This is a genomic window from Brevundimonas sp. FV1ye28 (assembly GCF_058681135.1).
Genome location: NZ_CM178731.1, coordinates 1923439 through 1937569 on the forward strand (window position 1 = coordinate 1923439; position 14131 = coordinate 1937569).

The 14131-nt window shown below is 67.7% G+C and carries 14 protein-coding genes; 7 read left to right on the plus strand and 7 right to left on the minus strand.

The window, feature by feature from the left end; translation table 11 throughout:
• The first annotated feature begins 13 nt into the window (after positions 1–13).
• Both ACW171_RS09435 and ACW171_RS09440 read left to right on the plus strand, forming a co-directional pair.
• Entirely contained in the window at positions 14–466 is a 453-nt protein-coding gene (locus ACW171_RS09435) for a hypothetical protein (RefSeq protein ID WP_492092920.1), read from the plus strand.
• Positions 467–885: 419 nt separating this feature from the next.
• The gene (locus ACW171_RS09440) at positions 886–1278 is read left to right on the plus strand and encodes a hypothetical protein (protein WP_492092921.1); all 393 of its coding nucleotides are present in this window, start codon (positions 886–888) and stop codon (positions 1276–1278) included.
• A 33-nt stretch (positions 1279–1311) separates the two neighbouring features.
• Here the strand turns inward: ACW171_RS09440 and ACW171_RS09445 are convergent, their stop codons facing one another.
• From ACW171_RS09445 to ACW171_RS09475, 7 genes are all read right to left on the minus strand, one after another.
• A complete protein-coding gene (locus ACW171_RS09445) occupies positions 1312–2616 on the minus strand; it encodes a dicarboxylate/amino acid:cation symporter (RefSeq protein WP_492092922.1) in 1305 nt (434 codons plus the stop codon).
• 55 nt (positions 2617–2671) lie between these two features.
• The gene (locus tag ACW171_RS09450) at positions 2672–3451 is read right to left on the minus strand and encodes a proteasome-type protease (RefSeq protein WP_492092923.1); all 780 of its coding nucleotides are present in this window, start codon (positions 3449–3451) and stop codon (positions 2672–2674) included.
• An 88-nt stretch (positions 3452–3539) separates the two neighbouring features.
• On the minus strand, positions 3540–4382 hold the full coding sequence (locus ACW171_RS09455) for a transglutaminase family protein (RefSeq protein WP_492092924.1): 843 nt from the start codon (positions 4380–4382) through the stop codon (positions 3540–3542).
• 1 nt (position 4383) lies between these two features.
• Positions 4384–5322, minus strand: a complete 939-nt coding sequence (locus ACW171_RS09460; protein WP_492092925.1) for an alpha-E domain-containing protein — start codon at positions 5320–5322, stop codon at positions 4384–4386.
• Positions 5323–5466: 144 nt separating this feature from the next.
• A complete protein-coding gene (locus ACW171_RS09465) occupies positions 5467–6873 on the minus strand; it encodes a circularly permuted type 2 ATP-grasp protein (RefSeq protein ID WP_492092926.1) in 1407 nt (468 codons plus the stop codon).
• A 127-nt stretch (positions 6874–7000) separates the two neighbouring features.
• Complete coding sequence (locus ACW171_RS09470; RefSeq protein ID WP_492092927.1) at positions 7001–7537, minus strand: group I truncated hemoglobin; 537 nt, start codon at positions 7535–7537, stop codon at positions 7001–7003.
• A 2-nt stretch (positions 7538–7539) separates the two neighbouring features.
• Positions 7540–8442, minus strand: a complete 903-nt coding sequence (locus ACW171_RS09475) for a DUF3034 family protein (RefSeq protein ID WP_492092928.1) — start codon at positions 8440–8442, stop codon at positions 7540–7542.
• A gap of 175 nt (positions 8443–8617) precedes the next feature.
• On the opposite strand from ACW171_RS09475, the gene ACW171_RS09480 reads away from it, so the two are divergent.
• The 5 genes from ACW171_RS09480 to hisD are packed head-to-tail and all read left to right on the plus strand — an operon-like array spanning position 8618 to position 14124.
• The gene (locus ACW171_RS09480) at positions 8618–9232 is read left to right on the plus strand and encodes a cupredoxin domain-containing protein (protein ID WP_492092929.1); all 615 of its coding nucleotides are present in this window, start codon (positions 8618–8620) and stop codon (positions 9230–9232) included.
• Positions 9229–11541, plus strand: coding sequence for a putative bifunctional diguanylate cyclase/phosphodiesterase (locus ACW171_RS09485; RefSeq protein WP_492092930.1), 2313 nt, complete (start codon positions 9229–9231; stop codon positions 11539–11541). The genes ACW171_RS09480 and ACW171_RS09485 overlap by 4 nt, the downstream gene beginning before the upstream one ends.
• Before the next feature lie 54 nt (positions 11542–11595).
• A complete protein-coding gene (locus ACW171_RS09490; protein ID WP_492092931.1) occupies positions 11596–11928 on the plus strand; it encodes a YerC/YecD family TrpR-related protein in 333 nt (110 codons plus the stop codon).
• A gap of 7 nt (positions 11929–11935) precedes the next feature.
• A complete protein-coding gene (gene hisG, locus ACW171_RS09495) occupies positions 11936–12817 on the plus strand; it encodes an ATP phosphoribosyltransferase (RefSeq protein ID WP_492092932.1) in 882 nt (293 codons plus the stop codon).
• Positions 12817–14124 (plus strand): histidinol dehydrogenase, encoded by a 1308-nt coding sequence (hisD, locus tag ACW171_RS09500; RefSeq protein ID WP_492092933.1) that lies wholly within the window; start codon positions 12817–12819, stop codon positions 14122–14124. The genes hisG and hisD overlap by 1 nt, the downstream gene beginning before the upstream one ends.
• Positions 14125–14131 lie beyond the last annotated feature (7 nt).

Genomic DNA, 14131 nt, shown 5'->3' on the forward strand with positions numbered 1-14131 from the left:
AGGAGCCGCGAACATGAAACGTCTTTTTGTCGGCATGGCCGTTGCAGGCTTGCTCTGCGGGGCCTCGGCCGCCTCGGCCCAGGACAAGACACTGCCTCCGATCAGCGCGGAGGGTCAGGCGAGCGCGGACAGGCTGATGCAGCCGTTCTTCCACACCCTGCAGGCCGGTGACGCGCCCAAGGCCTATACCGACCTGTTCCGGGGCACGCTTCTGGAACAGAAGACGACCGACATCGCCCAGCTGGCGTCGCAGACGACATTCATCACCACCACCTACGGCGCGATCTCGGGCTGGCAGGTGATCGAGTCCGAGTGCGTCACCGAGGATTTCTGCAAGCTGACCTACATCGTTCGCGCGGCGGAGGGTCCGATCGGCTTCTGGGCCTATCTGTATGAACAGCCCGACGGGAGCTGGAAGCCCAACTACGTCCTGATCGGCACCACGCCCCAGTTCTTCTTCGACTGACCAAGCCCGACCGGAAATAATCGGCGGCGGTGAGGTTTCGTCAGGAAGCGTCACAGGGTCTGGCTCGTTAACCCTGGGTAGGCGTGGCGGCCCGGGCTCTGCTGGAGAACGAAATGTCCGGGCCGTCACGGGGTAGCGCGCACCGCATCCGCCTGTCAGACTGAGACAGCCTCTGTGGGGGCTGACGGCTCGGCTCGATGTAAGCCCGCCCAGGTTTTCGCCGGCCGAGCCGTCTCTCGAATTCTGCGTCCTCTGCAGTGCTGGCCGCCGCCGACCAGTTCGCGACGATTTCCGCCAGGCAATGACCGCAAAAACCGACCCGTTCGGTGAGGTCGGCCATGCAAATTTCCACACAAGACCGCAAACGACGCCATCGCCCTGCGACCGATTTCGACGCAGGCGTGTGCGAGCCTGCGCCCATGGATCATCATCGACTTCGAAAATATCGGGGTCCGGAAACCTGGGCGCGGGTCCGGCAGGCCTATGTGGCGGGAGAATCCGCCCCGTCCGTCGCGCTGCGGTTCGACGTCGGGCTGGCCAATCTCCGGCGGCGCGCGAGGGCCGAGGGCTGGACCCGCAAGAGCCACGCGGCGCTGATCGATCTCAAGCCGATCCGGGGCGGCTGGGAGGATGGGTCGATGGCGCCGGACGTCCGGGTCATGCCCCTGGAGACCCCGCCCATCGACGCGCACGAGGCCCTGGCCGAAACGGTGCGACGGGCGGCCTGGCTTCTGACGTGCGGCCAGACGGCGGAGGCGACCGCCGTGCTGCGCGCCGCGGCGGCGCTGGACAAGTTGAAGTGGCGGGCTTGATCGAACCAGAGCGCCGCAAGGGTTGAGACGCTCTCAGATCCCCGCCGCCGCTTCCGGATCAGCCGCCGCATCGCGGCCTTCGACGATTCGGGCGGCGGCGAGATCGGCGGTGACGTTGCCGACGGTGCGGAAGATGTCGGGAACGACCTCGACCGCCAGCAGGAGGGGCAGGACCTCCAGCGGCACGCCCATGGCCAGGCAGATCGGCGCTATGGAGGCGAAGAAGCTGACCTGACCCGGCAGGCCCACGGTGCCGACGCTGACGGCCAGGGCGGCGAGGCCTCCGGCCAGCATTGTGGCGGTGGTGATCTCCGTCCCCGTCAGCTTGGCGACATAGATGACGACGGCCAGGTTCGCGACCGGAGAGGTGATGCGGAAGACGGCGACGGCCAGGGGCAGGACGAGGCCGGCGGTGGCGGACGAAACGCCGAGCCGGCCCACGGCGCGCTCGACCATGATGGGCAGGCAGGCGAGCGAGGACTGGGTCGAGAAGGCGACGACCTGGGCCGGGGCGGCGCCCTGGGCGAAGCGGGCGAGGCTGATGCGGCCCGCGATGGTGGCGACGACATAGGTCAAAAGGATCAGGCCGATCAGGCTGAGGCAGACCAGGGCGATGTAGTGGCCCAGGACCCCGGCGGCGCCGAGGCCGGCGCGCAGACCGACACCGAAGGCCAGGGTGAAGACGCCGATGGGCGCGACCGCCAGCACCCACTGGACGATGACGATCATGGTGCTGGCCACGGCCTCGAAGAAGAGGGCGACGGGCTGGCGCAGGCGGGCCTCCAGCCTGGTGGTGGCGAAACCGAAGGCGATGGCGAAGACGACGATGGCCAGGATGGCGTCGTCGGCGGCGGCGCGGATGGGGTTGGCGGGAGCCAGGCTGGTCAAGAAGGCGGAGAAGCCTCCGCCGCCGACATTGGCGGCGACGTCCTGGGCCGCCGCAGCGTTGGTGCCGGCCAGAAGGGCGGCGGAGCCCTCGGCGCCGATGGGCCACAGCGCGTGCAGGCCCAGAGACGCGGCGAAGGCGTAGATGGTGGCGCAGACCAGCAGGACGGCGAAGACGATGACCGCCTTGAGCGCCAGCCGGCCGGTCGCGGCCGCGTCGGCGATCGAGGCGATGCCGGTGACCAGAAGGCTGAAGACCAGCGGGATAATGGTCATCCTCAAGGCGTTCAGCCAGAGCTGGCCGAGGCTGTCGATCACCGCCACCGTGCCGACCCCGCCCGGGATGCCGTAGGCCTGGGCCGCCGCGCCCGCCGCGAGCCCTCCGACCAGGGCGATCATCACCCACAGGCTGAGGGAGGTGAACAGGGCGGCGGTACGGGATCGGGTGCTCATGCCGTGACGCTAGCACCGGGCGCGGCGGACGCCAGCGGCAACCGTCGCAGGGCCGTCAGCCGACCACGGAAATACTCGGTCGCATCACCAACGGCTCATCCTCCATCCAGGGCGGGGTCGGCATGTCGCGGTGGGCCTGGGCGAGGGCTTCGGACCAGCGGCGGCCGAGGTCCTTGAAATAGGGGTCGTCGGCCTCGATGCGGCGCTGGTCGCCGTGAAGCAGGTCGCGCGGAATGACGATCATGTCGAACGGCGGACCGACAGCGATGTTCGAACGGATGGTCGAATCGAAGCTGATCAGGCCCAGCTTGACCGCCTCGGCCATCGGGGTGTCGGGACGCAGCGCGCGGTCCAGGATGGGCTTGCCGTATTTGAGCTCGCCGATCTGGAGATACGGCGTGTCCAGCCCGCATTCGATGAAATTGCCGAGCGAATAGATGAGATAGAGGCGCAGCTGGCCGCCCTTGACCTGACCGCCCAGAAGCATGCTGGCGCTGAGGCGCGAGGCGTCCGCCTCCGGCGAGGGCGAGATCTCGGCGCGCACCTGTTGCAGCGCATGACCCAGGATCTGGGCGGCGCGGAACATGCTGGGCACGGTCGCCAGGGTCTCCAGTTCCTCGCTGCCGGGCATCTTGATGCCCTTGGAGACCTGGGCCAGGGCCATCTGGGTCACCGACAGGTTGCCGGCGGTGGCGATCGCGATCACCCGCTCGCCCGGGACTTCGGTGACGTGCAGCTTCTTGTAGGAGGAGATGTTGTCCACGCCGGCGTTCGTGCGGGTGTCGGCGATCATCGCCAGACCCTCTTCCACCATCATGCCGACGCAGTAAGTCATGCAGAAAGTCCGGTCCCTGGACGGGACCTCCTTCGAAACGAAGGTCTGAAGTTAACAGATTCGAACTTCAAGACGAGGTTAACAGCGTTCACGACCAGCCTTGCGACTGCTGTTGCTGCTGGGTCTGTTGCATCTGGCGCACACGAAGGGCGACGCTCATGGTCTCGCGGCCGCCGCCGTAGCTGGTGCCGCGAATGGGCGAGGCGCCCAGCGCGTCAAGGCCGGAAGCCACGCGGACATAGTGTTCGGTCGGGCAGATGCCGTTGGCGGCGTCGAAGCCGACCCAGCCCAGATCCTGAATCCAGGCCTCGGCCCAGGCGTGGGCGGCGTCCTGATGTTCGATCCCGTCGGTGCGGTGCAGGTGGCCGGAGATATAACGCGCGGGGATGCCCATGCGGCGGGCGGCGGCGATGAAGATCTGGGCGTGGTCCTGGCAGACGCCCTGGCGCTGGGCATAGGCGTCGGCGGCGGTGTGGTCGGCGGTCGTCGAGCCGACCATGAAGGCGACCGTGCCGTGGATCGCGCTCATCAACCGATGCAGACGGGCCAGGGTGTCGCCCTCCTCCCCCACCTCGGCGGCGAGCTGACGCAGAGGACCGTCGGCGTGGGTCAGGGGGGTGTCGCGCAGGAAGACAAGCGGCGACAGGCGCTCAGGGCTTCCGCGCAGGACGCCGCCGGTGTTGACGGTGGCGACTTCACCGGTGACCCGGACCATCAGGGTCGTCGTCGGACGCTCGGTGTAGAGGGTATGGACGATGTTGCCGAAGGCGTCTTCGGAGCGGCGCAGATGGGCGTCGACGTCGGTCTCGATGCGCCAGTCGCGGACCTGCTGGCCCTCGGTCGAGCGCGGCGTGAGGCGCAGCACCTGGACGATGAACCGGGCGGCGCGGTCGTAGGAATAGCGGGTTTCGTGGTCGATCCGGATACGCATCTTACACCAGGTACTGGTCGTGGATGGCGCTGGCCAAGGCGTTGTTCTCGCTGAGGAAGGCCAGGATGTATTCGTGCAGGCCGGACTGGAAGATCTCTTCGATATTGGTCTCGTTGAAGCGCGTCAGGCGTGCGGAGGCGAGGCGCTGGGCCGGGCCGCGACGGCCATAGTCGGTGGCGAGACGGTCGAGGTAGGAGACGATCATCCCCTGACAGCTGGCCAGGGATCGGGGCATCTGGCGGTTCAGGACCATCAGATCGGCGACCAGCCAGGGGCGGACGCTCTCGCGATAGACCCAGCGGTAGGCGGTCAGGGCGGAGACTTCCCGCAGCAGGGTGGTCCACTGGAAATAGTCGAGCTGGCCGCCGACGCGTTCGCCGGCCGGGAGCAGCAGATGATATTTCACATCCAGCAGGCGGGCGGTGTTGTCGGCGCGCTCGATGGCCCCGCCCAGTCGCAGGAACCAATAGGCGTCGTTACGGAGCATCGTCCGCGACGAGGCCCCCTCGACGGCGAGGGAGACGCCCTTCACCCACTCCAGATAGCGGATGAAGTCATCGCGTTTCGACGGTTCGCCGAACTCGTTCAGGCCGTTCCAGGCGCCGTTGATGGCCTCCCACAGTTCGATCGTCAGGGCCGTGCGGACCGAGCGCGCGTTGGTGCGGGCGGCGGTGATGCAGGCGCGGATGGACGTGGAGTTGTCCGGCGCGAAGGCCAGGAACTCGCGGACCGACTTCTCGGACGGGGTGCGGCCCGAGGCGGCGAACTGTTTCGACACCCCGGCCGAGGCGATGGCGGAGGCCCATGCGGTGGCGGCGGCCCCGTCGCGGGCCGGGAGCGCGGCAAGGCGCACGGCGGCCTCGAGGATGCGCGCGAGGAAGTCGGCGCGCTCCATGTAGCGGCCGGTCCAGTAAAGGCTTTCTGCGGTGCGGCTCAGCATTGATTGCCGCTCATCCCCGCGAAAGCGGGGACCCAGTTCTGTTGTGAGTCACTAATCTGGATGAAGGCCGCCACTGCCTGACGCGATGATCGCCCAAAGCACTGGGTCCCCGCATTCGCGGGGATGAGCGGAAAGTGGAAAGACCTAATCATCCAGCACCCACGTATCCTTCGTGCCGCCGCCCTGGCTGGAGTTGACGACCAGGGAGCCCTGTTTCAGCGCCACGCGCGTCAGGCCGCCCGGGGCGACGCGGATGCCGGCGGGGCTGGACAGGACGAAGGGGCGCAGGTCGACGTGGCGGGGCGACAGGCCGCCCGCGTTGTCGAGCGTCGGGGCGGTCGAGAGGGCCAGGGTCGGCTGGGCGATGAAGTCGTCGGGGTCGGCGATGAGCTTCTTGCGGAAGTCCTCGATCTCCGCCTTGGTCGAGGCGGGGCCAACCAGCATGCCGTAGCCGCCGGAGCCGCCGACCTCCTTGACGACGAGCTCGGGAAGCTTGTCGAGGACCTCTTTCAGAGCGTCAGGCTCGCGGCAGCGCCAGGTGGGCACATTGCCGAGGATGGGTTCGCCGCCGGAGAAGAACCTGATGATCTCCGGCATGTAGGTGTAGACGGCCTTGTCGTCCGCCACGCCCGTGCCGACGGCGTTGGACAGGGTCACATTGCCCGCCGCATAGGCCGCCATGATGCCGGGTACGCCGACGGTCGAATCCGGGCGGAACATCAGCGGATCCAGCCAGTCGTCGTCGACACGCCGATAGATGACGTCGACGCGCCTGGGCCCCTCGGTCGTGCGCATGAAGACGATGTCGTCGTTGACGAACAGGTCCCCGCCCTCGACCAGCTCGACGCCCAGCTTATCGGCCAGGAACGAGTGTTCGTAGTAGGCCGAGTTGAACGGGCCGGGCGTCAGGACGACGATGTTCGGGTCGCCGCCGGCCTGGTCCGGGGCGCTGGCCCGCAAGGAGGCCAGCAGCATGTCGGTATAGGTCTCGACCGGGCGGATGCGGTGTTCGGCAAACAGGTCGGGGAACAACCGCATCATCATCTCGCGGTTCTCCAGCATGTAGGAGACGCCCGAGGGGGTGCGGCAGTTGTCCTCCAGCACCACGAAGCCGTCCTCGCCCGTGCGGACCAGATCGACGCCGCAGATATGGGTCCAGATGTCGCCCGGAGGCCGGCGGCCCTGCATTTCGGGCCGGTAGTGGGGATTGGTGAAGATCAGTTCGGCCGGGACGACGCCCGCCTTGATACACTCCTGAGGGCCGTAGATGTCCTTCAGGAAGGCGTTGATGGCGCCGACGCGCTGCTTCAGGCCCTTTTCCAGATCGGTCCATTCGGCGGCACCGATGATCCGGGGCACGACATCGAAGGGGATCAGGCGTTCGTTCGACTCGACGTCGCCATAGACGGCGAAGGTCACCCCCATCCGGCGGAAGAACAGCTCCGCCTGACGCGACCGGGCCTGAAGCAGGTCGGCCGGCGCGGTCTCCAGCCAACGGGCAAGGGCCCGGTAGCTGGGGCGGACCTCATCCGATCCGGCATGGCCTGACATTTCGTCGAACGTGACGGTCGCTCCCGCACTTTGGTGGCCACTCAGGGTGAATGGGCAGCGTGGACCGGGCGACAACCGATGCGCAACAGTTTTGTTGCGGTGCAGAATAGGTTTTCCGCGCCGGACGCTAGCGGGTGACGATATCGCGACGCATGGGGGCAAGCTTGGCCAGAAGGCGGTTCTGGGCCGCGAAGGCGACGCCTTCTTCCGACATGGCGATCTGCAGGTTCTCGACCAGGGCGCCCATGTCGGCGGCCTGGATGCCGAGGTCGGCGTGGCTCGAGGCCATGTCGCGGCCTGTGTAGTCGATCGACGCCCCGAGGATATAGCCGAACTGCTCCTTCAGCAGCCGACGGGTGCGGACGTGATCGTGGCCTTCGAAGACGCCGGCGATGCGGGGGTCCGCCAGGTTGCGCGCCATGAAGGTCTCGACGATGCGCGAGATGCCCTCGACGCCATGAAAGGCCTCGAGCATGGCCCCGCCCTCGAAACGCATGGCGTCGGCATTGGCGTTGGAGATGGGATGCGGTTCGACCGCTTCCTCATCCGGGTGCTCGGTCGACATGACGATGGGGGGAAGGACGAAGTCGTCCGTGTCGGCGTCCTGAGCGAAGGCGGGAGCCGACAGCAGAGATGCGGTCGCGGCGAGAAGCAGTATGCGCATGATCAGAACCCGACCTGGAGCGAAATATAGACGCCGCGCTGGTCCTGGAAGGTCGCGATGGACCCCAGGTCGACGTAAGCCGCGGTGACGGACAGATGGCGGTTCAAGGCGTAGGCCGCATAGACGTCGACCCAGTCGTCCTCGCTCGCGAAGCCGAGGTTGTCGGGCTTGGTGCGGTATTCGGCTCCGACGACCACCTTGCGGTTCAGCAGATAACCGACCGAGCCCTCGAACTGGGGCTCCAGATCGTCGTTGCGGTCGCCGCCGAAGCCCAGAAGGCCCGTCTGGTTGGCGTTGGTGTAGCGGACCGCGCCCGAGACCAGCAGGCTGTTGGCGAGGAACAGCTTGGTGGCGGCGACATAGTATTCGGTCCCCTCGTCATCACGGCCGCCGACGGCGCGGACGACGGCGCCCTGGTCGTTGGACTTGTGCTGAATGCCGACCGCGACCTGGGGCAGCCAGGTGTCCTGATCATAGACGGCGTCGCCGATCAGCTTGACCTTCACGCCGACGATGTCCTGGGTGAAGGTGAAGCCCTGGCCGAGGCCAAGCGCGGCGCCCGTGTCGCCGGTATCGAACTCCTGACGCCCGACCGACAGCTCGACCCGATCCCAAAGACCGACGGCCGCGCCCCAGGTGCGCAGTTCGTAGTCGGGGACGTTGACGTAGGTGGCGTGGAGGTTGCCGCCGATGCCGTCCTGGGCGCCGTAGCCGGTCGTGGTCGCCCAGGTCGCCAGACCGCCGCCGCCCGAACCCTCGATGGTGGAGACGCCGCCGGTCAGCAGCAGCTTGCCGCCGGTGCGGCTTTCCGGGATCCAGTCGAAGGCCTGGGCTGAGGCCGCTCCGGGCGCAACGAGGCAGGCGACGACGGCCAGGGCGGCCAGGACGCGGGATGAGTACAGCAAGGGTAGACCTATGGCGGGGAGACGCGTCCTTCCCGTCTAGCCCGCCATGGTTAAGGCTGAGTAAAACGGAAGCCGGCAACCGTGCATAGTGTGCAAGGGTGAAGCATAGTAGAATGCAACCTTTGATTGTGTATTGGTTTACCGGGCTTTCACGCCACCACTCTACAGACGAAGCATGCGCACTCTTCTGATCACGGTCCTGGCTTTCATTTGTAGCCCTGCGTGGGCGGGCGATCTGACCGTCAGTGTCCGCGACACCGCCGGCCGGCCCGTGCGCGACGCCGTGGTGACCGTCAGGCCGAATGCGGGCGTGCCCAGCGGACCGATCCGCTTCAGCTGGCCTCTGCGGATCGTGCAGCAGGACGTGCAGTTCCAGCCCTATGTGCTGATCGCGCCGGTCGGCGGGACCGTGTCCTTCCCCAACCTCGATCGCGTGCGCCACCACGTCTATTCCTTCTCGCGCGGCAACCGGTTCGAGATCGAGCTGTTCGGCCGCGACGTGACGCGAACCCATACCTTCACGACCGCGGGCGTGGCCGCCCTGGGCTGCAATATCCACGATCAGATGCTGGCCTATGTGCGGGTGGTGGACACCCCCTATGCCGGCAAGACCAATGCGGCGGGCGAGGTGACCATTCCGGCCATCCCGGCGGGCGCGGCGCGTCTGGTCGTCTGGCACCCCCAGCTGAACACGCGCGGCAACGAAATGCCCTATACCCTGACCATCGGCGCGGGCGCGGGACGCCAGACGGCGACCGGCGACTTCTCCGCCCGGGCAGCCGTTCGGTGACGATACGGTTCAGAAACCTGAGGACACGTCTGACGGTCCTCTACATGGGGATGTTCGGCGTCGCCCTGATGCTGGTGGCGCTGGCGGTGTTCACGGCCATCACGGGCAGCGCCCGCAGCCTGCTTCGCGACCAACTGACCGCAACGGGCGCCGTCTATGGACAGATCTGGGCCTCGCAGACCGCACAGCTGCGCCAAGGCGCGGCCGTGCTGGCGCAGGATTTCGGATTCCGTGAGGCCATCGCCACCAATGACGAACCCACCGTGCGTTCGGCGCTCGACAATCTGCGAGCCCGGCAAAAGGTGGACGGCGCCCTGATCCTGGGGGTGGACGGCTACGTCACCTCGGCCGGGATCGATCTGGACGAGGCGACCACCGATGGTCTGTGGAAGGGATTGAACGACGGCGACATCGACGCCGGGGTCCTGAGCATCAACGGCCAGCCCTATCAGGCGGTCTCGGCGCCGGTGATGGCGCCTGTGCTGATCGGCTGGGTCGTGTTCGTCGAGCGGCTGGATCAGTCGCAGATGCGCACGCTGGAGGGGCTGTCGGCGATTCCGCTGTCCGCCTCGGTGCTGACGCAGTCGGCCGACGGCTGGCGTGACATGGCCGGACCGACCAGCGGGCTCGGGGCGGGGATCGACCGCGCCAGGGCGGCCGGAGACGACAAGCCGACGACCGCCCGGACGGCCGAAGGCGAGGCCATGGTGCTGGCGCGGCCGCTGCCGAGCTTCGACGCCGCCGCGCCCGCGGTCCTGACGCTGAGCTATCCCATGGCCGAGGCGATGAAGCCGTTCGAGGCCATGTTCTGGGCGCTGGGAGCCATCGCCCTGATCGGTCTGGCCATCCTGATGGCCGGGACCTGGATGCTGTCGCGCGGCCTGACGCGGCCCATCACCGAATTGGACGAGGCCGTGCACCGGCTGCAGAACGGCGAACACGCCGAGGTGGAGGTCACCTCCTCTGATGAGATCGGACGGCTGGCCGCCAGCTTCAACGCCATGGCCGGCGACATCCGCGACCGTGAGCTGCGCCTGACCCATATGGCGCTGCACGATCAGGAGACGGGCCTGCCCAACCGGCTGTGGCTGGAGCGCGAGGCGAGCCGGTCGAACGACGGCTATGTCGTGCTGTTTGGGGTCGACCGGTTCGAGATCGTGCGCAACGCCATCGGCTACGATTCGATGGCGCGGTTGGTCGCAGCCCTGGGTTCGCGACTGTCAGCGGCGGCGGGCGGGGCGCGCGTGGCGAGGGTCGCGGCCGGAGCGGTCGGCCTTATCCTGGACGCCGAAGACGACGCCGAGGCCATCGCACAGGCGACCCTGCTCTGCTCGGTCGCGGATGTGCCCGTCAAGCTGACCGGCGCCACCGTCGATGCGGGGCTTAGCGCGGGCATCAGCCGGTCGCGCGGCGACAACGGCGGCGTGGATTCTGTCGTGGATCGGGCCGGCATCGGTCTGGACCAGGCGCGTGCGGCCCACCGCAAGGCCGCCCTGTTCGACGCCACGGCCTATGGCGATCCGGTCGGAAACCTCAGCCTCATCGGCGAGCTGATGACCGCGCTGGAGACCGCCCAGGTCTGGATGGCCTATCAGCCGAAATACGATCTGCGCGCCGATGCGATCACAGGCGTCGAGGCCCTGATGCGCTGGAACCATCCGCGCCGGGGCTTCGTCTCGCCCGATCTGTTCATCACCATGGCCGAGGAAACGGGCCAGATCCGCGCCCTGACCGAATGGGCCGTGCGCCAGTCGATCGCGGATCAGAAGGTGCTGGCCGAGGCCGGACATGAGGTGATCATGTCGGTCAATATCTCGGGCCGCCTGCTGTCGGACGAAAGCTTCGCGGACTTCGCCCTGGCGGCCGTCGCGGCGTCCGGGGCCGAACTCTGTTTCGAGATCACGGAGACGGCGGTGATCGACAATCCGGAAATGGCGCTCGGCATCATCGAACGGTTCTCGGCGGCGGGCGTTGCGGTGTCGATCGACGACTATGGCTCGGGCCTGTCGTCGCTGGCCTATCTGAAGCGGATCAAGGCGGACGAACTGAAGATCGACAAGGCGTTCGTGATGGGCCTGGACGAAAGCTCGCGCGACGCCCTGCTGGTCAAGTCGACCATCGACCTGGCCCACTCTCTGGGGCTGAAGGTCACCGCCGAGGGCGTGGAGACGCCGACGGCGCTGGCCTTGCTGCGCGGCATGGGGTGCGACAATGCGCAGGGGTATCTGATCGCGAAACCGCTACCGCTGGCGGGGCTGATCGCACGGCTCGAGCAGCCGGCAGTCGAGATGAAGAGCGTGGCGGCTTAGAAAGACGTCCCCGCCCTTGACCGTTCCACTGTTACAGCATAGTGGAACGCGCAGATGTCCGAGATCATCCCCCTCGTGCCCGCGCCGATCGCGCCCGAACGCCAGACGGCGGATCGGGTGGCGCTGCTCGACGCCCTGTTGTCGCTGAAGACGCGGGACGAGCTGGACGCGTTTCTGAACGACCTCTGCACCCCCGCCGAGATGCGCGCCTTTGCCGAGCGCTGGGCCGTAGCACGGCTGCTCGATGAGAAATCAAAGACCTATCGCGAGATCGCGCTGGAGGCGGGCGCCAGCCCGACCACCGTGGTGCGCGTCGCGCGGTTCCTGAAAGAGATGCCGCATCAAGGCTACCGCCTGGTGCTGGACCGAACGAACAAGAAAGCCTGATACCCCGATGAGTACCGTACAGGGGCGACTTCGCATCGCCGTGCAGAAATCCGGCCGTCTGGCCGATCGCAGTCTGGACCTTGTTAGGGATGCGGGGCTGCGCGTCGTGAAGGGCGCCAACGACCTGCTCTACAAGGTCGAGAACTACCCGATCGACCTCTTGCGCGTGCGCGACGACGACATTCCCACATTCGTGGCGGACGGGGTCTGCGACCTCGGCATCGTCGGAGAGAATGTGCTGGAGGAAGGCAAGAATGGCGGGGCCAACGCCTCGGTGATCATGCCGCTGGGGTTCGGCAAATGCACCCTGAAGCTCGCCTGCCCGCCGACGCTGGACTACGCGGGGCCGGCCTCGCTGGAGGGCCAGCGGATCGCGACCTCCTATCCCAAGATCCTGAAGCGTTATCTGGACGAGCGCGGGGTCAAGGCCGAGACCGTCGTCATGCGCGGCGCGGTCGAGGTGGCTCCCCGGCTTAAGCTGGCCGCCGCGATCTGCGATCTGGTGTCCACCGGCGCGACGCTGGAGGCCAACGGCCTGATCGCCAAGGAGACGGTGTTCGAGAGCCAGGCCGTACTGATCCAGTCGCCGGTCGCGCCCGAGCCGGGCCTGCAGCATCTGCTGGATTCGATCATCGAGCGGATGGCGGGCGTGGTGTCGTCGCAGGGCGCGAAATACGTCATGCTCAACGCGCCGCGTTCGGCGCTGGACGAGATCACGGCCATCCTTCCCGGAGCGGGTGCGCCGACGGTCATGCCGCTGATGGGCCGCGACGACGCGGTGGCCGTGCATGCGGTGTGTCAGGAAGCCGTCTTCTGGGAGACGCTGGAGAAGCTGAAGGCGGCGGGCGCCTCGGCGATCCTGGTGCTGCCCATCGAGAAGATGATGTGATGAAGCGCATCGACTGGTCATCGCTGGACTCTGAGGGTCGCATCGACGCCCTCGCCCGCCCCGCCCGGCGCAGCGAGCGCGACGTGCAGGACGTCGTCGCCGGCATCTTCGAACAGGTCGCTATCTCGGGCGGCGCGGCGGTCAAGCAGTTTGCACTCGAGATTGACGGGTTCGCGCCGCGTCGCATCGCCATAACCCCGGAAGCGGTGGCGCAGGCCCGGGACGCCCTTCCGCCCGCCGACACGCGCGCCCTGAGGGTCGCGGCGGAAAACGTTCGCGTCTTCCACCAAGCGACGATCCCGGGGGATTCGGCGCTGATCGAAACCACGCCCGGAGTGACCTCGCGCATCGTGTGGCGGTCGATCGGGGCGGCCGGGATCTATGTACCCGGCGGCACGGCGCCGCTGTTCTCGTCCCTGTTGATGCAGGCCATTCCGGCCCAGGTGGCGGGCGTGACCGAGCGGGTCGTCGTCACGCCGCCCGCCAAGGACGGCGGGGTTCACCCGGCTATGGTTCTGGCGGCGGCGGAGGCGGGGCTGGACGCAATCTGGCTGATCGGCGGGGCCCAGGCCATCGCCGCCCTGACCTATGGCGCCGTACTTGATGACGGCGAAATCCCCGCCTGCGACAAGCTGTTCGGCCCCGGCAACGCCTATGTCGCCGAGGCGAAACGCTATGCGGCGGCCCTGCCCAACGGACCATCGGCGGACATGCCGGCGGGGCCGTCGGAACTGCTGGTCATCGCCGACCGGGACTGCGATCCGGAGCTGGTCGCCGCCGACCTGTTGAGCCAGGCCGAGCACGACGCGGATGCGCAGGTGGTGCTGGTCGCCGACCGGGCCGCGACGATCGACGCCGTGCTGGACGCGGTCGAGGAACAGGTCGCGACCCTGCCTCGCGAGGCCATCGCGCGGGCGTCCCTGGCCGAGGCGCGGGCGGTGCTCGTCGCCGATCTGGATGAGGCGGTGGCGGTGTCGAATCTCTATGGGCCGGAGCATCTGGCCCTGCATGTCGAGAACGCCGAGACGCTGGTTCCGAAGATCCGGGCGGCGGGGGCGGTCTTCGTCGGACGCTGGGCGGCGGAGACGCTGGGTGATTATGCGGCAGGGCCGAGCCATGTCCTGCCGACCGACGGCGGGGCACGGACGCTCGGCGGCATCACCACGGCCAGCTTCATGACTTCGATGTCGGTGCAGACGGTGACCGAGGCCGGGGCCGAACGGCTGGGGCCCATCGCGGCGCGGCTGGCGCGGTTGGAAGGGCTGGAGGCTCACGCACGGGCGGCCGATCTGAGGAGCGTGGGATGAGACTTGC